The organism is Arthrobacter agilis, from assembly GCF_030816075.1.
GTDB lineage: Bacteria > Actinomycetota > Actinomycetes > Actinomycetales > Micrococcaceae > Arthrobacter_D > Arthrobacter_D agilis_E.
This window is the reverse complement of record NZ_JAUSXO010000001.1, coordinates 2,089,061-2,109,166: the sequence shown is the minus strand read 5'-3', so window position 1 is coordinate 2,109,166 and position 20,106 is coordinate 2,089,061. Positions and strand designations below refer to the sequence as shown.

Annotated in this window: 16 protein-coding genes; 4 read left to right on the top strand and 12 right to left on the bottom strand. The window is 69.4% G+C overall.

What is annotated here, in order from left to right; translation table 11 throughout:
- Window positions 1-18: 18 nt before the first annotated feature.
- From hisN to QFZ50_RS09795, 5 genes are all read right to left on the bottom strand, one after another.
- Window positions 19-828 carry a histidinol-phosphatase gene (gene hisN / locus QFZ50_RS09815; protein WP_307083762.1) on the bottom strand — a complete coding sequence of 270 codons (810 nt, stop codon included), beginning with the start codon at window positions 826-828 and terminating at the stop codon, window positions 19-21.
- Window positions 829-970: 142 nt separating this feature from the next.
- Complete coding sequence (locus QFZ50_RS09810; RefSeq protein ID WP_043446208.1) at window positions 971-1,174, bottom strand: cold-shock protein; 204 nt, start codon at window positions 1,172-1,174, stop codon at window positions 971-973.
- A 186-nt stretch (window positions 1,175-1,360) separates the two neighbouring features.
- Window positions 1,361-2,491, bottom strand: a complete 1,131-nt coding sequence (gene rsgA / locus QFZ50_RS09805; RefSeq protein WP_307083759.1) for a ribosome small subunit-dependent GTPase A — start codon at window positions 2,489-2,491, stop codon at window positions 1,361-1,363.
- The gene (aroA, locus tag QFZ50_RS09800) at window positions 2,488-3,846 is read right to left on the bottom strand and encodes a 3-phosphoshikimate 1-carboxyvinyltransferase (RefSeq protein ID WP_307083757.1); all 1,359 of its coding nucleotides are present in this window, start codon (window positions 3,844-3,846) and stop codon (window positions 2,488-2,490) included. Before aroA ends, rsgA begins: the two co-directional genes overlap by 4 nt.
- Before the next feature lie 5 nt (window positions 3,847-3,851).
- Window positions 3,852-4,400 carry a DoxX family protein gene (locus QFZ50_RS09795; protein WP_307083755.1) on the bottom strand — a complete coding sequence of 183 codons (549 nt, stop codon included), beginning with the start codon at window positions 4,398-4,400 and terminating at the stop codon, window positions 3,852-3,854.
- A gap of 380 nt (window positions 4,401-4,780) precedes the next feature.
- Between QFZ50_RS09795 and QFZ50_RS09790 the strand changes: the two genes are divergently transcribed.
- Complete coding sequence (locus QFZ50_RS09790) at window positions 4,781-5,476, top strand: sigma-70 family RNA polymerase sigma factor (protein WP_307083753.1); 696 nt, start codon at window positions 4,781-4,783, stop codon at window positions 5,474-5,476.
- The gene (gene rsrA / locus QFZ50_RS09785) at window positions 5,473-5,733 is read left to right on the top strand and encodes a mycothiol system anti-sigma-R factor (RefSeq protein ID WP_307083751.1); all 261 of its coding nucleotides are present in this window, start codon (window positions 5,473-5,475) and stop codon (window positions 5,731-5,733) included. The genes QFZ50_RS09790 and rsrA overlap by 4 nt, the downstream gene beginning before the upstream one ends.
- Window positions 5,734-5,829: 96 nt before the next feature.
- Here rsrA and QFZ50_RS18240 read toward each other — a convergent pair whose 3' ends face one another.
- Entirely contained in the window at window positions 5,830-5,904 is a 75-nt protein-coding gene (locus QFZ50_RS18240) for a 50S ribosomal protein bL37 (protein ID WP_369299106.1), read from the bottom strand.
- A 149-nt stretch (window positions 5,905-6,053) separates the two neighbouring features.
- Between QFZ50_RS18240 and QFZ50_RS09780 the strand changes: the two genes are divergently transcribed.
- A complete protein-coding gene (locus QFZ50_RS09780; protein ID WP_307083749.1) occupies window positions 6,054-7,019 on the top strand; it encodes a zinc-binding dehydrogenase in 966 nt (321 codons plus the stop codon).
- 176 nt (window positions 7,020-7,195) lie between these two features.
- Here the strand turns inward: QFZ50_RS09780 and QFZ50_RS09775 are convergent, their stop codons facing one another.
- The 6 genes from QFZ50_RS09775 to QFZ50_RS09750 all read right to left on the bottom strand — a co-directional run bounded on the left by QFZ50_RS09775 (window position 7,196) and on the right by QFZ50_RS09750 (window position 18,249).
- Window positions 7,196-8,977, bottom strand: a complete 1,782-nt coding sequence (locus QFZ50_RS09775; protein WP_307083747.1) for an ABC transporter ATP-binding protein — start codon at window positions 8,975-8,977, stop codon at window positions 7,196-7,198.
- Window positions 8,977-10,011, bottom strand: a complete 1,035-nt coding sequence (locus QFZ50_RS09770; protein ID WP_307083744.1) for an ABC transporter permease — start codon at window positions 10,009-10,011, stop codon at window positions 8,977-8,979. Before QFZ50_RS09770 ends, QFZ50_RS09775 begins: the two co-directional genes overlap by 1 nt.
- Before the next feature lie 10 nt (window positions 10,012-10,021).
- Window positions 10,022-11,554 carry an ABC transporter permease gene (locus QFZ50_RS09765; protein ID WP_307083742.1) on the bottom strand — a complete coding sequence of 511 codons (1,533 nt, stop codon included), beginning with the start codon at window positions 11,552-11,554 and terminating at the stop codon, window positions 10,022-10,024.
- A gap of 101 nt (window positions 11,555-11,655) precedes the next feature.
- Window positions 11,656-13,440: an ABC transporter family substrate-binding protein gene (locus tag QFZ50_RS09760; RefSeq protein ID WP_307083740.1), complete on the bottom strand. Its 1,785-nt coding sequence runs from the start codon at window positions 13,438-13,440 to the stop codon at window positions 11,656-11,658.
- Window positions 13,441-13,669: 229 nt separating this feature from the next.
- Window positions 13,670-14,269 (bottom strand): GDSL-type esterase/lipase family protein, encoded by a 600-nt coding sequence (locus QFZ50_RS09755; protein WP_307086744.1) that lies wholly within the window; start codon window positions 14,267-14,269, stop codon window positions 13,670-13,672.
- A 125-nt stretch (window positions 14,270-14,394) separates the two neighbouring features.
- The gene (locus QFZ50_RS09750; RefSeq protein WP_307083738.1) at window positions 14,395-18,249 is read right to left on the bottom strand and encodes a multifunctional oxoglutarate decarboxylase/oxoglutarate dehydrogenase thiamine pyrophosphate-binding subunit/dihydrolipoyllysine-residue succinyltransferase subunit; all 3,855 of its coding nucleotides are present in this window, start codon (window positions 18,247-18,249) and stop codon (window positions 14,395-14,397) included.
- A 247-nt stretch (window positions 18,250-18,496) separates the two neighbouring features.
- Here QFZ50_RS09750 and QFZ50_RS09745 point away from each other — a divergent pair, with 247 nt between their 5' ends.
- Window positions 18,497-19,948 (top strand): GuaB1 family IMP dehydrogenase-related protein, encoded by a 1,452-nt coding sequence (locus QFZ50_RS09745; protein ID WP_307083736.1) that lies wholly within the window; start codon window positions 18,497-18,499, stop codon window positions 19,946-19,948.
- The last annotated feature ends 158 nt before the right edge of the window (window positions 19,949-20,106 follow it).

Below are 20,106 nucleotides of genomic sequence, written 5' to 3'. Positions count from 1 at the left end.
TGCGGACCGCCCGTCGCGCTAGAGGAGGTCATCCACATCGGGGTTGAGGGTACGCAGGACCTCGCTGTGCAGGGACCCGTTCGTGGCGAGGGCGTTGCCGCCGAAGGGGCCGTCCACGCCGTCGAGCGAGGTGAACCGGCCACCGGCCTCGGTCACGATGGGCACGAGCGCCGCCATGTCGTGCAGGTTCAGTTCCGGTTCGCAGGCGACGTCCACGGAGCCCTCCGCCACCAGGCAGTAGGACCAGAAGTCGCCGTAGGCGCGCGTCCGCCAGACCTTGTCGGTCAGGTTGACGAATTCGGCCAGCGTGCCGCGCTCCCGCCAGCCGGACAGGCTGGAGTAGGACAGTGAGGCGTCCGCGAGCCGGGAGACGTTCGAGACCCGGAGGCGCTGGGCCGCGGCGAGCGACTTGCCGGTGTAGGCGCCGGTACCCTCGGCCGCCCACCACCGCTTGCCGAGCGCAGGCGCACTCACCAGGCCGACCACGGGCCGGCCCTCGTCGATGAGGGAGATCAGGGTGGCCCACACCGGGACCCCCCGGACGAAGTTCTTCGTGCCGTCGATGGGATCGATCACCCAGCGGCGCGAACCGGAGCCGGTGCTGCCGAACTCCTCGCCGAGAACGGCGTCGCGCGGCCGCGCCCGGGAGAGCTGGCCGCGGATGGCCTCCTCGGCGCTCTTGTCGGCATCCGTCACGGGGGTGAGGTCCGGCTTGGTCTCGACCCGCAGGTCGAGCGCCTTGAAGCGCGACATGGTCTGGTCGTCGACCGAATCGGCCATGATGTGGGCAAGACGGAGGTCGTCGTTGTAGCCCTGCGTGAAACTCATACCGATCAACCTATCGTCTGGGCGGGCGCATCAGGCGCTTCGGTGCGGGGCGGGCCGGTCGGGACCGGACAGCAGAAAGCCACCGCGGGCTCGCGCCGCACGGTGGCTTCCGGTCCGTCGCCGCTGGGCGGCACGGGGACAGTTAGAGAACGGTGATGTTCTCGGCCTGGGGACCCTTGGGGCCCTGGGTGGTCTCGAAGTTGACCTTCTGGTTCTCTTCGAGGGAACGGTAGCCGTTCGAGTTGATCGCGGAGAAGTGGGCGAACACGTCAGCGCCGCCGTCCTCGGGAGCGATGAAGCCGAAGCCCTTTTCGGCGTTGAACCATTTCACTGTGCCAGTAGCCATGTCGTACATCCTTACCTGGGAGAGCATCCCGACGTTCGGGCGCTCATCGTGGTGTTCGTTACCCGCTTATCGTCAAAAGCTGTCGAACTCCAGGTGGAGGGTCAAGGCTTGAAATTTAATGCGCAAACAACAACTGTGTTCACCCTAACAGCCCAGGGGCCGGTGTCCGGCATCCTGTGCCCGCCGTCACTGCTGTCCGAGCTCCTTGGCGTCGTGCGCGCTGCCCCGCGGGTCCGCGGTCCCGGCCGTCAGCAGGCGCCGCAGGCTGGCGAGCCGGACGGGCCCCGAGTCACCGGCGAGCCCCTCCGCCACGTAGCTGTCCAGGCCGCAGTCGACGGCGTTGTCGTCGTGCCGGCACCCTCGCTCGCAGCGGTCGGTGCCCGGCTCCAGGTCGGGGAACGCCTTCAGGATGCGGTCGGCGTCGACGTGCGCGAGCCCGAAGGACCGGATGCCCGGGGTGTCGATGATCCAGGTGCCGGGAGCGGCGTCGGCCGCCTTGAGCGCGAGGGCCGACGACGACGTGTGGCGCCCCCTGCCCGTCACGGCGTTCACGCCGCCGGTGGCCCGGGTGGACCCGGTGAGGGCGTTGACCATGGTGGACTTCCCGACGCCGGAGTGGCCGAGCAGCACGCTCACCTGTCCGTCCAGTTCGTCCCGCAGGGCGTCGACGGCGCCGTGCGAGAGCCGAGCCGACTCGCCGTCGTCGGAGGTGGCCTCGAGCCCCACGGCCTCGTCGGTCCTGCTGATGATGACGCGCAGGTCGAGGTGTTCGTAGTTGGCGAGCAGGGGGGCCGGGTCGCGGAGGTCGGCCTTGGTGATGCACAGGAGCGGCTCGATCCCGGCGTCGTAGGCCGCCACGAGTGCGCGGTCGATGAAGCCGGTCCGCGGCTCCGGGTTGGCGGCGGCGACGACGATCACGAGCTGGTCGGCATTGGCGACGACGACGCGCTCCACGGGGTCCGTGTCGTCCGCACTGCGCCGCAGGACGGTGCGCCGTTCCTCGATCCGGACGAGGCGCGCGAGGGAATCGGGCCCGCCGGAGAGATCGCCGACGAGGGCCACGAGGTCCCCGGCGACGACGGCGCTGCGGCGCAGTTCGCGGGCCCTCGCGGCGACGACGGTCCGCTCGTCGGGCGTGTCCTCGTCGACCACCGTGGTGTAGCGTCCACGGTCCACGGTCACGACGCGCCCGGTCACGGCGTCCTCGTAGGCGGGGCGCGTCTTGGTGCGCGGGCGGGACCCCTTCTTGTTGGGGCGGATCCGCACGTCGGACTCGTCCCAGGCACGCGACCCGCGGCGGTTGCCGGCCTCGCTCATGCCCGGCCCTGCCCGTCGGCCGCGCCCGGCGTGCCGGCCGAGCCCGTGAGCGCCGTCCAGAGGGCGGGGAACTCCGGCAGCGTCTTGGCGGTGGTGCCGATGTTCTCGACCTCGACGCCGTCCACGGCCAGCCCGATGATCGCGCCGGCGGTCGCCATGCGGTGGTCGTCGTACGTGCGGAAGACGCCGCCGTGCAGCGGCGCCGGGCGGATGGTCAGTCCATCGGCCGTCTCCTCGGCGTCGCCGCCGAGCGCGGTGATCTCCGCGACGAGCGCGGCGAGCCGGTCCGTCTCGTGCCCCCGGAGGTGGGCGATGCCGGTGAGGGTCGACGGCGAGTCGGCCAGCGCGCAGAGGGCCGCGACGGTGGGGGCGAGTTCGGACGTGTCGGCGAACGTGCCCCCGGCGATCGAGGGTCCGCCCGTGACGGTCAGGACGCCGTCCGCCAGGGTCGCCTCCGCACCCATGAGCGGCAGGATGCGCCGCCACGCGTCGCCGACCTGGGTGGTCCCGTCGGGCCAGTTGCGCACACGGACGGTCCCGCCGGTGACCAGGGCGGCGGCGAGGAACGGTCCGGCGTTGGAGAGGTCGGGCTCCACGGCGACGTCGAAGGCCGCGATCGGTCCGGGGGAGACCCGCCAGAGGTCCGGCACGGAATCGTCGACGTCCACGCCGAGGGAGCGCAGGGTCCGCACCGTCATCCTCACGTGGTCGAGGCTGGGGACGGGCTTGCCGACGTGCTCGAGGTGCAGGCCCTCGGCGAAGCGGGCGCCCACGAGGAGGAGCGCGGAGACGAACTGGGAGGATGCGGACGCGTCGACGACGAGCCGCCCGCCGCGGACGTGTCCGTCGCCCTCGACCGTGAACGGCAGCGCACCGGAGCCGTCGTCGTCGACCGTCACGCCGAGCCCGCGCAGGGCCGCGATGATGCTGCCCATCGGGCGGCGCCGCGCGTGCGGGTCGCCGTCGAACCGCGTGCTCCCCGTGACGAGCCCTGCGAGGGGCGGCACGAAGCGCATGACGGTGCCCGCGAGGCCGCAGTCGACGGCGCGGTCCACGGCCGGTCCCGGCCCTGCCGGCAGGGGGACGACCCGGAGGTCCGGCCCGAAGCCGCCGTCGCCCGGTACGTCCTCGATGACGGCGCCGAGCGCCCGCAGGGCGTCGACCATCAGGGCGGAGTCACGGGAGTGCAGCGGCCGGCGGATGAGGCACGGACCGTCGGCGAGCGCCGCGAGCACGAGGTAGCGGTTGGTGAGCGACTTGGACCCGGGCACCGAGATCTCGGCGTCCACGGGACGCGTCAGGCGGGGCGCCCGCCACAGAGTCTGGTCGGACACCCCGCCTGAGGTAACGGTCATGTCGCTTAGGAACCGACGACGTCGGATGCGGTCTTGCGCACGGCCTGGTCGGCCTTCTTCAGCTGCTTGCGGGCGTCCTTGCGGAAGCCTGCGGCGTTCTTCCTGGCGTCCAGGGCGATGTGCTCGGCGCGCCAGGCGATGCCCGGCCGGCCGTTGGTGTCCACGGCGGCGAGCAGGACGGCGCCGATCAGCGAGAGCTGCTTCAGCAGCTGCGCGCGGCGTGCCTTCTTGGCGTCGGGCGTCGAGGCATCCGCCGAGCGGTAGTCGACGAGGGCGTTGACCGTCGCGGTGACGGTCAGCAGCAGGGCCGCGACACGGGAGAACCGCCCGATGCCGAGCAGGACCGCCGCGCCGACCTGCGTGGCCCCGAGGACCTGGCCCACGAGCTTCTCGTTGCTGGTGAAGGCGCCGGCGGACGGGACGACCTTCGTCACCCCGGCGAGGACGGGCTTGAGCTGCGGGGCCGTCGCACCGGCGGTGCGGAGGCGGTCGACGCCGGAGAACACGAAGCTGCTGGCGAGCAGGGGTCGGGCGATTACGCGGACAAGGGTCACAACTGCCTCCTGGTTGCCGGCGGGGTGCGCCGGACATCGGTTCCGTACTGCTTACTAAGCACGCTGGGTCTAGTTTTGCATGCCGCACCGCACGGGGCGATCCGTAACCCGCCACGCACGGCCCGCCCTGCTGTGCCTCCAGGCGCGAGGTTGCTCCACGATCCTCCGGTGCGGGACGGGGACGGGGGCGGCCGGCAGGAATAGAAGGGCACGCGGGCCGGTTGGAACAGGGGTAACGGAGACAGCAGGGGGAAGGGGACGCACGAATGGCAGGTATACCGACCGCGACGGTCGACAGACCGGGCTTCCAGCTCTCGACGTCGGTCAAGCATGAGGCCCCCACAGGGCCGCGACAGCTTCGACGCGTAGACTTTGGCACGATGAATACCACAGCCCCCGCAGGCAGCAGCCCCGCCGAAGACGCAGAGTTGGACGTGTCGACCGAGTCCGAAGCGGACCGCAAGGCACGCTTCGAGCGCGACGCCATGCAGTACGTGGACCAGCTCTACTCCGCCGCCATGCGCATGGCCCGGAATCCGAGCGACGCCGAGGACCTGGTGCAGGAGGCCTACACCAAGGCATTCTCGGCGTTCCACCAGTACAAGCCGGGAACCAACCTGAAGGCGTGGCTGTACCGGATCCTCACCAACACCTACATCAACCTCTATCGCAAGAGGCAGCGCGAGCCCCTGCAGTCCCACTCGGACACGATCGAGGACTGGCAGCTCGCGAAGGCGGCCGAGCACACCCCGGCCGGCCTGAGGTCGGCGGAGGCCGAGGCGCTGGACCACCTCCCGGACTCCGACGTGAAGAGCGCCCTCCAGGCCATCCCGGAGGAATTCAGGCTCGCGGTGTACTTCTCCGACGTGGAGGGCTTCGCGTACAAGGAAATATCGGAAATCATGAACACGCCCATCGGGACCGTCATGTCCCGGCTGCATCGCGGCCGCAAGCTCCTCAGGGAGCTCCTCGCGGAGTACGCGCATGAGCGGGGACTGCGTACCACCACCGGTGCTGGTGCCAAGACCCCGGTCGCAGCAGGTGCAGCGGGCAAGGAACAGGAGATGAGGAAATGAGCGATTGCGGCAGTTTGGGCGATTGCGCCGACTCGAGGATCGAGCGGCTGTACGAATACCTCGACGGTGCGCTCTCACACCAGGACCTCGTCGAGATCAAGGACCACCTCGACGGGTGCCCGCAGTGCGCCGAGGAGCATGACCTTGAGTGCGTCATCCGGTCGGTCGTGAAGCGATCCTGCACGGAGGTGGCACCGTCCACCCTGAAGGCGAGCATCCTCGACCGCATCAGCCACCTGCAGACCGCCGACCACTGACGGCCTCGTCAGGCACTGACGGCATCAACGACAGAACCTCCGGTACCCTGACGGGCCGGAGGTTCTGTCGTTGGTGCCCGATGGCACCGTCCGGACTCAGGTGTTGGGGCGCTTACCGTGGTTCGCGCCTCCACGCTTCCGGTCGCGACGCTTGCGTGCTCGCTTGCTCATGGCTGCCTCCTTCTTCTTCAGGCACTGGATTCGTGCAGAACTGCACCCAAGTCTCCCATACCGCTGCGGGCGTCACCTAAACCGCGCCGCTGCCGCCGTCGGACCTGGCCCTAGGATGAGGGGATCATCCCCCGTCGAAGGAGTCCTGCATGCGCGCCGCCTATGCCGCCACCCAGTCCGCGGACGATCCGCTCGACGGCCTCACCGTCGGCGACCTCGAGGTACCCGACGCTCCCGCCGGCTTCCGGCGGGTGAGGGTCGTGGCGTCCTGCCTGAACCACCATGACCTGTGGTCGCTGAAGGGTGTCGGTCTGCCCGAGGACAGCCTGCCCATGGTGCTCGGCTGCGACGCGGCAGGGGTCGACGACGACGGCAACGAGGTGATCGTGCACGGCGTCGTCTCCTCGCCCGACTGGCGCGGCGACGAGACCCTCGACCCCCGCCGTTCCCTGCTCTCCGAGCGCCACCCGGGCACGATGGCCGACTACGTGTGGGTGCCCGAGCGGAACCTCGTGCCCAAGCCGGCGGAGCTGACGTTCGAGGAGGCGGCCTGCCTGCCCACGGCCTGGCTCACGGCCTACCGCATGCTCTTCACGGTCTCCCCGGCGGCCCCCGGCTCCACGGTCCTCGTCCAGGGGGCGGGGGGAGGCGTGGCCACCGCGCTCATCGCGCTCGCCGCGGCGGCCGGTTTCCGGGTCTGGGCCACGAGCCGCAGCGAGGAGAAGCGCCGGCGCTCACTGGACCTCGGCGCGGAGCAGGTGTTCGACGCCGGTGCCCGGCTGCCCGAGCGCGTCGATGTCGTCTTCGACTCGGTGGGTGAGGCCACGTGGGCGCACTCCCTGAAGTCGCTCGTGCCCGGCGGGACCGTGGTGACCTGCGGCGCGACGAGCGGGCCCGCCCCGTCCGCGGACCTCAACCGCGTGTTCTTCCTCCAGCTGCGCGTGCTGGGCTCGACGATGGGCACCCGCGAGGAGCTGCAGCGGCTCACGCGCTTCCTCGTCGCCACGGGCGTCCGGCCCGTCATCGACACCGTGCTGCCCCTCGACGACGCCGCCCAGGGCTTCCGGCGCATGCTCGACGGCGAGGTGTTCGGGAAGATCGTCTTCCGCCACTGAGGACCACCGGGAAGCACCGGGGACCACCGGGAAGCGCCGGAGATCTCCGGGTAGTACCGGTTAGCACCGAATAGCACCGCACGGACGAAAGGAGACCCTCCGCTGACGGAGGGTCTCCTTTCGTGTGCCGGCCTGGGCGCCGCCCTTCGGGCAGCTGGTCGATGGCTAATCGATGGCTAGTCGACGGCTCCGGCCGCCATGAGGGCGGAGCGCTGCTCCCGGCGCAGCGCCTGGTGCGCCGGGTCCGGTACGGGCGCCGCGGCGAGCAGCCGGCGCGTGTACGGATCGCGCGGGTACTTCAGGATCTGCTCGGTGGTGCCCTGCTCCACGAGGGTGCCCTTGTTGAGCACCGCGACGTGGCTGGCGAGGAGCTCCACGACCGCGAGGTCGTGGCTCACGAACAGGCAGGCGAACCCGCGTTCGCGCTGGAGCTCCTGCAGCAGCTCCAGGACCTTCGCCTGGACGGAGACATCGAGCGCCGAGGTGGGCTCGTCCGCGACGAGGAGGTCCGGCCGCAGCGACAGCGCACGGGCGATCCCGACGCGCTGGCGCTGTCCGCCGGAGAGCTCGTGCGGGTACCGGTTCCGGAACGCGACCGGCAGCTGCACATCCTCCAGCAGGGCCGCCACGCGCTTGTCCAGCTCCGCGCGGCCCGGCTTCTCGTGCAGGAGCATGGGCTCGCCGATGCTGTCGCCGATGGACAGCCTCGGGTTGAGGGACGCCGCCGGATCCTGGAACACGATCGCGAACCTCTTGCGCAGCGGCAGCAGCTGCCGGGCGCTGAGTTCGGTGATGTCGGTGCCGCCGATCCGGACCCGGCCGCCGGAGGTCCGGATCAGGCCGGTGACGGCGCGGGCGATGGTGGACTTGCCCGATCCGGACTCACCGACCAGGCCCAGGACCTCGCCCGGGTTGATGGTGAACGACACGCCCGCGACGGCCTTGAAGGGCGGCTGGCGGAAGCGTCCGGGGTACTCGATGTCCACGTCCGTGAGCTCGAGGGCGGGGACGACGCCGGAGGCGGCGTGCGTCTCCTGGGCCCGGAGCGCGGCCTCCGCATACTCCCTGTGGATGGTCGCCTGCCCGTCCACGACCTCGACGTCGGTGAGGACGCCGCCCACCTTCGAACCCAGGTGCGGGACGGCCCCGAGGAGCTGCCGGGTGTACGCCTCGGCGGGAGCCGCGAACAGCTGCGCCGTGGGAGCCGCCTCCACGATGCGCCCGCGTTCCATCACCACGACGTGGTCGGCCAGGTCGGCGACCACCCCCATGTCGTGCGTGATGAGGAGCACCGCGCTGTTGAGCCGCTTGTTGAGCTTGCGCAGGAGATCCAGGACCTCGGCCTGCACCGTCACGTCGAGCGCCGTCGTCGGTTCGTCCGCGATGAGCAGCATCGGGTCGTTGGAGAGGGCGATCGCGATCATGGCGCGCTGGCGCTGGCCACCCGAGAACTGGTGCGGGAACGAGTCGTAGCGGCGTTCCGGCTCCGGGATCTCCACCATGCTCAGCAGCTCGATGGCGCGCTTCTTCGCCTGGGCGGGGGAGAGCTCGGTGTGCTGCTCGATCGCCTCGCGGATCTGCTCACCGACCGTCAGCACGGGATTGAGCGCGGTCATGGGTTCCTGGAAGATCATCGCGATCTCGTTGCCGCGCACGCGCCGGAGCGTGCCCTGCGACGCCCCGATGAGCTCCTTGCCCAGCATCTTCGCGCTGCCCGTGGAACGCCCGTTGCGGGGGAGGAGGCCCAGCAGGGCCATGGAGGACATGCTCTTGCCCGAGCCGGACTCCCCGACGATCGCGAGGATCTCGCCCGGGTGGATCTCGTAGGAGACGTCCTCGGCGGCCATCACCCACTCGTTGTCGACGTTGAACTCCACGCCGAGGCCCTTGACCGCGAGGATGGGGCCGTCTCCGGGCACTGTCTGCTCATCCGAGATGATGACGGAACTGGTACTCATTACTGCTTCACCCTTGTCTGCTTGGGGTCGAACGCGTCGCGCAGGCCGTCTCCGATGAAGTTGACCGCGAGGGCGATGCCGATGATGAACGCACCGGGCCAGAGGAAGAGCCAGGGGCGCACGGTGAGGGCCGAGCGGTTGTCGTTGATGGCCTTGCCGAGCGAGGTGTCGGGTGCCGTGACGCCGAGGCCCAGGAAGCTGAGGCCGGTCTCGAGGAGGATGGCGCCCGAGATCGCGAGCGTCGTCGAGACGATGATGACGCCGACCGTGTTCGGCAGGATGTGGCGGAAGATGATGCGGCCGGAGCTCGCACCGACCGACTTCGCCGACTCGACGAACTCCTTCTCGCGCAGGGACAGGAACTCGCCGCGGACGAGCCGCGCCAGTCCGGTCCAGGTGACGGCTCCGAGGAACAGTGCGAAGGGGATGATGCCGTGCTTCGCGACGATGCCGGCGACCGCTGCCGCGATGACGACCGTGGGGATGGTGATGACGACGTCGGTCAGGCGCATCAGGACTGCCTCGGTCCAGCCGCGGAAGTACCCGGCGAATGCGCCGACGGTGGTGCCGATGACCATGGCCACGATCCCCACGATGAACGCGATGATGAGCGAGGTCTGGATGCCGCGCATCGTCAGGGCGAAGTAGTCGCGGCCCAGGACGTCCTGGCCGAAGGGGTGCTCGCCGAGGCTGAAGGGCCAGAGGGTCAGCGTGGGCCGGCCCTCGTTGAAGCGTGCGGCCAGGACGTCGTAGTCCTTGTTCCACCAGCCGGGGATGCCCGCGAAGCCGATCGAGGTGAAGGCGAGGAGGAAGATCAGCACCAGCAGGGCGATGCCCGCCAGCGCACCCTTGTGGCGGAAGAACCGCTCCCGGATCAGGCGTCCCTGGCTCTTCGCCTCGGTGGTGCGGATGCGATCGGTCTGGTCCCTCGTGGGGATGGCCGTCGCGATGTCGGTGTCCTGGCTCTGCAGTGTCATCTCGGACAGTTCCAGGGAGGTGCGGGTGTCGTCCCGCGGGTTCTCGTGGTTACTCATGATGGATGTCCTAGCTCAGGGTGATGCGCGGGTCGAGGAACGCGTATGCGATGTCGGCCAGCATGTTGAACAGCACGGCGGCCGTGCCGACCACGAGGAAGAAGGCCATGACCGGCCCGGGGTCCACGTTGTTGATGCCCACGACGAACATGTTGCCCATGCCCTTCCAGCCGAAGACCTGCTCCGTGATGACGGCGCCGCCGAGGACGCCCGCGAAGTCGAAGGCCATCAGGGTGGTGATCGGGATCATCGCGTTGCGGAAGGCGTGCTTGACCAGGACGGTGCGTTCGCTGAGGCCCTTGGCGCGGGCCGTGCGGATGTAGTCCTGGTTCATGACGTCCAGCTGGCTCGCCCTGGTGTACCGCGTGTAGGTGGCGAAGGAGATCAGGGTCAGCGCGATGGTGGGCAGGATCAGGTGCAGCGCATAGTCCAGGTTGGTCTCCCAGAACGTGCCGTTGAGGTTCGCCGACTGCGACCCGGTGGTGGGGATCGGTCGGCCGCCGGCCTTCGCGGAGAGCACCGGGTACGCCTGGAGGAGGCGGTCGAGCACGATCAGCAGGCCCACCGAGACGGCGATGACCGCACCGATCTTGCCCGCCTGGCCCCGGAACGGTCCGCCGACCACGCCGGCGACGACGTAGGCGAGCACCGCCATGACGACCACGAGCGCGACGACGACGAGCCAGTTCGGCTCCTCGAGCAGCGGGATGGAGACGAGGTAGCCGACGAAGCTGACGCCGGCGGCAGCGAGGGCCGCGTGCAGGACGCGGCGTCGGCGGAACCCGGCGAGCAGCGCGGTCCAGAGGACGGCGACACCGACGGCGGAGACGAGGATCCCGACGAGGCCGAGGCCCGGGGTGACGAACCAGCCCGTGACGAGCAGGAGGTACAGGGCGAGGGCGGTCGCGACGGTGGCGACCACGAACACGGTGAGCCGGCGCCGGCGGTCACCGCCGACGGCGACGGCCCAGACCACGCCGGCAAGCAGGCCTATCAGGGCGATCGTGAGATAGGAGAACTGCGGATTCGCCAGCCACGTGTTGAGGTCGATCGCCAGGTACTGCTTGAGGATCGTCGAGAGCCAGAACAGGGGCAGCGAGAAGAGCAGGAAGGAGATGAAGGTGACGGAATAGTCGAACGTGCTGTACTGGCGGATCGCGGTGACGATGCCCACGATCACGCCGAGGACCAGGGCGAGGACCGTCGCGATGACCACGAGGCGCAGGGTGGAGCCCATGGCGTTCTGGAGCTGCGGGAGGACCTCGGCGCCGGAGCGGTCCTGGCCGAGGGTGCAGCTGACACCGCCGGGGACGAGGCAGTGGCCGACGTCCTGGAGCCACAGGAAGTAGCGGGGGATCGGCGGTACGTCGAGGTTCATGGCGGCCGTGCGGGCGGCGATGGTGGCTGCCTTCTCCGGACCGCTGGTCTCACCGAGGTCCTCGAAGGGATCGCCCGACGAGATGGTGAGGAAGTACATCAGCGTGGTCGCTGCGAGCATGATGAAGAACGAGATGATCGTTCGCTTGGCGATGAAGTAGAACACGGGGGGCTCCTAGGAAACGGTGCAGGCTGTCGCGGTGCCGGGCACAGGGACGGGCAGGCCCGAGGGCCTGCCCGTCCTCATGCGTTCTCCGGATGGAGCAATCAGCTCTGCTTCGTCCAGCTGTAGGCATTCCAGGTGATGCCGGTCTGCGTCGGGTTCAGTTCCACGCCCTCGAGCTTGGAGGAGTACCCGATGATGTCGGCGTTCGCGTAGAGCACCACGTTGTACTGGGTCTCGGCGAGCCGCTGCTCGAGTTCGGTCTTCAGAGCGGGGACCTTATCGGCGTCCGTGGTGGTCGCGATCTCCGACCAGAGGCGGTCCACCTCGGGATCGGCGTAGCCGCCGAAGTTCTGCTCGCCACCGGAGACGTAGATCGACTGGCCGGAAGCGACGAGTCCGGAACCGGACCAGCCGAACAGGACGGCGTCCCAGGCACCGGGCTGGGAGAGCTTGGCGCTCCACTCGGCCTCGGGCTGCGGGACGATCTCGAAGCCGGCCTTGTCGCAGGAGTCCTTGATGAGCGCGACCATGTCGGCGCGGAGCTGGCTGGTCGAGGCGTACATCAGGCTGACCTTGACGGGCTCGGCCTTGCCGGCCTCGGTCAGGAGCTTCTTGGCGCCTTCGATGTCGGCGGTGCCGTCACCCTGGGCGGCAGGAGCGCCCTCGAGGACCGTCTCGTAGTCGGGCTGGCCCGGCTGGTACTCGCGCAGGTTCATGACCGTTCCCTCGGGATCGATCGGGGTCACGAACTTGTCGACCATGTCGGCGCGGGGCATGCAGGCGTTGAAGGCCTGGCGCACCTTGACGTCCTCGAAGACCGCGCCGGGGCGCTGGTCGAGGTCCACGTGCGAGAAGGTCAGGGAGGTCCCGGCGTCCACCGTGACGGTGTCGCCGATCTGCTCGAGGGCCGTCTTGGTGTCGACCGAGGGGCTGGAGGGGTCGATCACGTCGACGTCGCCGTTCTGGAGCGCCTGGACGGCCTCCTCGTCGACGATGGTCTTGAAGACGATGGTGTCCGTCTTGCCCGCGTGCTCCTCGCCCCAGTACTTGTCGTTCTTCACGAGCGTGAGCGTGCCGTTCGTGGCGTTGTCCAGCTTGTACGGACCGGAGGAGGGCAGCAGGGCCGTGTCCGGGAGTGCCGGCAGCTCGGGCTCGTAGTCCCAGCCGGTGTTCCAGAAATCGGCGACGGGCTTGAGGGCCGCGGTGTCGTCGTTCTGGATGGCGTCGACGAGTGCGGCGCCATCGCCCTCGGTGGAGAGTCCACCCTGCTCCGCGGCGATGTGTGCGGGCATGAAGACCCCGCCGGTCAGGAGGGCTTCCCAGTCGGCGTAGGGCTCGTCGAAGACGAGCTCGAACTCCTTGTCACCCGGTTCGCCCTCGATCATCTTCGTCTGGGCGAAGCCGTTGGTCGAGGCGGCCAGGAAGAGGTCGGACTCGGCGCCCGTCTCGGGGTCCTTCTCACCGCTCGGGTGCGTACCGGAGAGCGCCGCCCACGTCAGCAGGGCGTCGTCGTAGTCGATCGGCACGCCGTCGGACCAGACAGCATCGTCGTTGATGGTGTACTTGATCGTCAGCGGGTCGTCGCTCACCTTCTCGTAGGTGCCGAAGTCCTCGTTGGGCTCCAGTTCCCCGGCTGCCGTGAAGGCCGCGAAGCCGCTGGAGGTCAGGTTGTCGACGTAGCCGTTGTACACGGAGTTCGTGGCCGCGGTGTTGCCGTTGTAGCCCGTGGGCGCCTGGCTGATCGCGATGTTGATCGTCGTCGCCAGGTTCTCCGCGGCACCTTCCGATGCGGGGGTCTCGGCCGTTCCGCCCGCCGATCCACAGGCGCTCAGCATGAGCGCTCCGATGGACAGTGCGGCGAGCGTCATAGTGCGCTTATTACGCATTGAATAGTCCTTACTGTGCTTGGCGCGAGGGGCGAAGGGGCGCCCCACGAGGCGGGATTGCTGCCGTGACGGCAATCACACTCGCACAGCATAGCGAAGGATCGTTGCCTCCGGACACTCAGTGAACCTTTGATAACCCAACTGTTACCTGTCCGAAATATAAGGCCTCTGGCCAATAAAAAAGCCCCGGGGACAGCGTGTCCCCGGGGCCCGGCGCGTGTCCGGTGGCCTACTCTGGCGCCGGCACTTCCAGCCACTGGAACCAGCCACGGTGCAGGACGAGCCAGGCGATGAGCCCGTAGCCGGCCTGGCCCGGGGTCCCCGCGTTGGAGGCCAGATCGTGGCGCCACTGCTCGTGCGCGAGCAGCGGGGAGAAGGTGTCGACGAAGACGTGCTTGCGGCGCGTGGTGACATCACCGAAGGCGGCCGACAGGTCGGCGAGGCGGCGGTTGCGCTCCGCGTCGAGACCCGGCGGAGGACCGACGACGAGCACCTTGACGCTCATCTGCGAGGCGCCGTCGAGGATGTTCGCGAGATTGAGCCGGCTCCGCGCCGTGGACAGGTCGAGGTCCAGGTCCCGGTCCGAGAGACCGATCACGAGGCGGTTCTCGAAGCCGGTCTCGAAGCGCCGGCCGGCCTCCTGCAGCCAGCGGTTCGCGAGGGCCTCGGTGCCCTCGCCGGGGGCCGGGAGGCTGTACGCCTCCACACTGGCGGTATCCGGCCGGGTCCGGGCCATCACGCGCCCGAACCAGCCGAGAGCGCGCGGATCACCGAGCCCCGCGAGGAGTTCGTCGCCCACTGCTGCTAGCCGGATTCTGCGTTGTTCCACTGGTCCCTCGGTGTGCTGGTCGTCGAAGATGAGCCGGGCTGCCGGGAACGGCACGCGCGCTCATCTGCCCTTAAAGATGTCAGGTGGGGCCTGAAGCCCCACCTGACATCATACTGATGGCCTTGCTACTGGCGGCCGAACGCCCTCTTGATGAGGAGTTCCTGCTCCACCGCGTGGTTCTTCGCGGATCCGGTCGCGGTCGACGCCGAGGCGGGCCGCGAGGCCAGCCGCACGCTCCGATCAAGCTCCTGCGGCAGGTTGAGACCGATGAACGGCCAGGGCCCCTGGTTCGCCGGCTCGTCCTGCGCCCACACGATCTCCGCGTTCGGGTAGGTGGCCAGGGCGTCGCGGATCTCGTCCACGGGGAGCGGGTAGAGCTGCTCCACGCGCACGATGGCCGTCCTGCCGTCGTCGAGCTTTTGCCGCGAGGCCAGGAGATCGTAGTACAGCCGGCCCGAGACGAGGATCACGCGCTCGACGTCGTTGCCCGGCGTCTGAAGCGTGTCCGGGATGACGGGACGGAAGGTGCCCTGCGTGAAGTCCTCCACCGAGCTCGCCGCGGCCTTCAGGCGCAGCAGCTGCTTCGGGGTGAAGATCACCAGCGGCTTCCGCGGACGGTGGTAGGCGTGCCGGCGCAGCAGGTGGAAGTGGGACGCGGCCGAGCTGGGGTTAGCCACCACCATGTTCTCCTCGGCGCACATCTGCAGGAAGCGCTCGATCCGGGCGGAGGAGTGGTCGGGGCCCTGGCCCTCGTAGCCGTGCGGCAGCATCAGCACGAGGGACGAGCGCTGCCCCCACTTCTGCTCGGCGGAACTGATGAACTCGTCGATGACGATCTGCGCGCCGTTGACGAAGTCACCGAACTGCGCCTCCCAGATCACGAGTGCGTCCGGGCGTTCCACGGAGTAGCCGTACTCGAAGCCCATGGCGGCGTATTCGCTGAGCAGGGAGTCGTAGACCCAGAACTTGGCCTGGTCCGGGCCGAGATCGTCGAGCGGCAGCCACTCGTGGCCGGTGGCCCGGTCGTGGAACACCGCGTGGCGCTGCACGAAGGTCCCGCGGCGCGAGTCCTGGCCGGCGAGCCGCACGGGCACGCCCTCCATGAGGAGGGACCCGAACGCGGCGATCTCGCCGAAGCCCCAGTCGATGCCGCCCTCGCGGGACATCTGCTCGCGCTTGTCGAGTAGGGCCTTGAGCTTCGGGTGCACCGTGAAGCCTTCGGGGATGGCGGTGTGCGCCGCACCGATCCGCGCGAGGGTCTCCGTGCTGATCGCCGTCTGCGGGGCCTCGCTCTCGCCGCCGTCCGCCTGCTGGGCGTAGGGGCGCTCGAGATCGGACTTCGCCTGGGGGTCCCGGGTGATCACGGGGATCGGCGAGGTCTGCGCCGCGTGCGTCTCCGCGAAGACCCGCTCGAGGCGCTCCTGGTAGTCGCGCAGGGCCTGCTCGGCTTCTTCCTGCGTGATGTCCCCGCGGCCGATGAGGGCCTCGGTGTAGAGCTTCCGGACCGAGCGCTTCGCCTCGATCAGGTTGTACATCATGGGCTGGGTCATCGAGGGGTCGTCGCCCTCGTTGTGGCCGCGGCGGCGGTAGCAGACCATGTCGATGACGACGTCCTTGTTGAACCGCTGCCGGAACTGGTACGCCATCTGGGCCACGCGGACCACGGCTTCGGGATCGTCGCCGTTCACGTGGAACACCGGGGCCTGGACCATCTTCGCGACGTCGGTGGAGTACACCGAGGAGCGCGACGAGGTGGGGCTCGTGGTGAAGCCGACCTGGTTGTTGACGATGACGTGGATGGTTCCGCCGGTCCGGTAGCCACGCAGCTGCGAGAGGTTCAGGGTCTCCGCCACCACGCCCTGGCCCGCGAACGCCGCGTCGCCGTGGATGAGGATCGGCAGCACGGGGAACGTGTCGCCCTGGTCCAGGAGATCCTGCTTGGCGCGCACGATGCCCTCGAGCACGGGGTCGACGGCCTCGAGGTGGGAGGGGTTCGCCGCGAGGTACACGCGGGTCTCGTTGCCGGCGTCGGAGGTGAAGGTGCCCTCGGTGCCGAGGTGGTACTTCACGTCACCGGACCCCTGCACGGAGCGCGGATCCTGGGTGCCCTCGAACTCGCGGAACACCTGGGCGTAGGTCTTCCCGGCGATGTTCGTGAGCACGTTCAGGCGGCCGCGGTGGGCCATGCCGATCGCGACCTCGTCCAGCCCGTCGTCGGCCGCACCGGAGATCACGGCGTCGAGCAGCGGGATCAGGGACTCGCCGCCCTCGAGGGAGAAACGCTTCTGGCCGACGAACTTCGTCTGCAGGAACGTCTCGAAGGCCTCGGCGGAGTTCAGCTTGTGCAGGATGCGCAGCTGCTCCTCACGGCTCGGCTTGGAGTAGGGGTGCTCCAGCTCGTCCTGGAACCACTGCCGCTCGGCGGGATCCTGGAGGTGCATGTACTCGATGCCCGTCGTGCGGCAGTAGGCGTCACGCAGGACACCGAGCATGTCGCGGAACTTGAGCATCGGCTGCCCGCCGAAACCGCCCGTGGGCCACTCGCGGTCGAGGTCCCAGAGGGTGAGGCCGTGCGTGCGGATGTCGAGGTCGGCGTGCTTGCGCTGGACGTACTCGAGCGGGTTCGTGTCGGCCATCAGGTGGCCGCGCACGCGGTAGGCGTGGATGAGCTGCTGGATCCTGGCGACCTTGTTGATCTGGTCCACCGGGTCCACCTGGATGTCGGCGCTCCAGCGCACGGGCTCGTAGGGGATCCGCAGCGACTCGAAGATCTCGTCGTAGAAACCCTGCTCGCCCAGCAGCAGCTGGTGGATGATCCGCAGGAACTCGCCGCTGCCCGCACCCTGGATGACGCGGTGGTCGTAGGTGGAGGTCAGGGTGATGGTCTTGCTGATGGCGTGCTTGGCGAGGGTCTTCTCGCTCGAGCCCTGGAACTCCGCCGGGTACTCGAGGGCGCCGGCGCCGATGATGCACGCCTGGCCCTTGGACAGGCGGGGCACGGAGTGGACCGTGCCGATACCGCCCGGGTTGGTGAGGGACACCGTGGTGCCGGCGTAGTCGTCGGCGCCGAGCTTGCCGGCGCGCGCCTTCTTCACGAGGTCCTCGTAGGCGTGCCAGAACTCCGAGAAGTTCATGGTCTCGGCCTTCTTGATGTTCGGCACCACGAGCGAGCGCGTGCCGTCGGGCTTCGGCATGTCGATCGCGAGGCCGAAGTTCACGTGCGCCGGCTGGATCGCGGACGGCTTGCCGTCGACGACGTCGTAGTAGACGTTCTGCGACGGGAACTGGGCGAGGGCCCGGATGATCGCGTAGCCGATGAGGTGCGTGAAGGAGACCTTGCCGCCGCGCGCACGGGCCAGGTTGCTGTTGATGACCAGGCGGTTGTCGATGAGCAGCTTGGCCGGGATGGCCCGGACGCTGGTCGCGGTGGGGACGCTGAGGCTGGCCTCCATGTTGGTGGAGATGGCCTTGGCCGGGCCGCGCAGCACGCTGACCCTGTTCTCCTCCATCTCGGCGCTGCGGTCCGAGGCGGGCAGCTGCGCCGGGATGGGCTTCGCGGCGGGCTTGTCCTCGCGGGACGTCTCCGGCTTCTTCGCCGGTTCCTTCGCCACGGGGGGCTTCCCGCTCTGCTGCGTGCTCGCCGGGCTCTCACCCGACGCCTTGGGCGCGGGGGCCTCGGCCTGCACCACCGGCAGTTCCTTGGTGGGCGGGTGGGCGGCCGCGGGTGCCGGGGGAGTGTTCCCGTTCGAGGGACGGGCCTCCGGGGTGGTCGCGGCAGGGGCCGATGCGGGGTTCACGGGCTTGTCGGCCGCGCGGCCGTTCTGCGGCGGCGTGCTCTCCGCATCGAACGAATCGAAGAGGTCCCACCACTTCCTGTCGACCGAGTGTCGGTCCTTCTGGAACTGCTCGTAGAGTTCATCAACGAGCCACTCGTTCCCGCCGAATTCTTCAGGCAGGCGGTGGCTGGTTTGTTCTGGCACTTGGTATACGCCTCTTCCGTAAGTTGCCCTGAGCGCGGTGCGGGCGTCACGATCGGCGGAAAGCCGTGTCTGGACCCTGTTCAAGTGTAGTGACAGGAGTAGGTCACGGCCAATCAGGCGTGTCGCGCCGGGCGGCGTCGTGTGATACTGCGGGCAGCCGGCGGATGTGCCCCGCGGCACGCGACGCACTAGACTCTTCGCGGCTGTCCATCAGGCTGCCCGTCCGGCCGTCGACGCAGGGAGCACCGTGCGCTTCATCACCCCGCCCACCACCGACCTCACCTACTCGGACGTCTTCCTCGTCCCGAGTGCCTCCGAGGTCATCTCACGCTTCGACGTGGATCTCTCCTCCGACGACGGGACGGGCACCACGATCCCGCTGGTCGTGGCGAACATGACGGCGGTCACCGGCCGGCGCATGGTCGAGACCATGGCCCGGCGCGGGGGCATCGGCGTGCTGCCGCAGGACGTGCCGGTCGAGGTGATCGCCGAGGTCACCTCCTGGGTCAAGGACCGCCATCCCGTCTTCGAGACGCCGCTCAAGCTCCAGCCGGGCAACACCGTCATCGACGCCCTCCACCTCATGCACAAGCGCGCCCACGGTGCGGTCCTCGTCGTCGACGACGGCGGCGCCTGCGTGGGCGTGGTGAACGCGGCCGACTGCGAGGAGGTGGACCGCTTCGCCTCGCTCGAGTCCGTGATGCGTGCCGCTCCGGCACCGTTCGAGGCTGCGCTCTTCGACGACGAGCCCGCCGCCGCGCTGCAGAAGGCCTTCGAGGACCTCGACGGCGCGCGCATCGCCCTGGCGCCCGTGGTGCGCGACGGCGTGCTGCAGGGCGTCATCACCCGCACCGGGGCACTGCGCTCCACGATCTACGACCCCGCGCTCGACGCCGCCGGCAGGCTCCGTGTCGCCGCGGCGGTCGGCATCAACGGCGACGTCGAGGCGAAGGCCGGGGCCCTGCTGGACGCCGGCGTCGACGTGCTCGTCGTCGACACCGCGCACGGCCACCAGCGGAAGATGCTGGACGCCCTCGCGGTCGTCCGCGGCCTCGACCCGAAGGTCCCGATCGTCGCCGGCAACGTCGTCAGCGCCGACGGCGTCCGCGACCTGGTGGCCGCGGGTGCGTCCATCGTCAAGGTCGGCGTGGGTCCCGGCGCCATGTGCACCACGCGCATGATGACCGCCGTCGGACGCCCGCAGTTCTCCGCCGTGCACGAGTGTGCGCAGGCCGCCGCCGAGCTCGGCGCCCATGTGTGGGCCGACGGCGGCGTCCGCTACCCGCGCGACGTGGCACTGGCCCTCGCCGCCGGAGCGAGCCAGGTCATGATCGGCTCCTGGTTCGCCGGTACCTACGAGAGCCCGGGCGACCTGCAGACCGACAGCAACGGCCGCCGCTACAAGGAGAGCTTCGGCATGGCGTCGGCACGCGCCGTGCAGAACCGCACGCGGCGCGACGACGTCTTCGCCCGCGCGCGGAAGGGCCTGTTCGAGGAGGGCATCTCCACCTCGAAGATGTACCTCGACCCGGCACGCCCGGGCGTCGAGGACCTCCTCGACCTGATCACCGCCGGGGTCCGCAGCTCGATGACGTACGCGGGCGCGGCATCGCTGGCCGAGTTCCGCGAGCGCGCGGTGGTGGGCGTGCAGTCCGCGGCCGGGTACGAGGAGGGACGGCCGCTCCAGCAGAGCTGGTAGGCCGGCCGATCCACCCCGCGGGTGCGCGCAGTTCCGCCCGGGGAGAAAGTCCCCGGCGGGAGACGTGCCCGAACCGGTAAACTGGGCCTCCTTATGGACAGTCCTTCTAGGGGCCGGCTCGATGCCGGCATACCCTCCTCCCGTGCCCATCTGCTGCC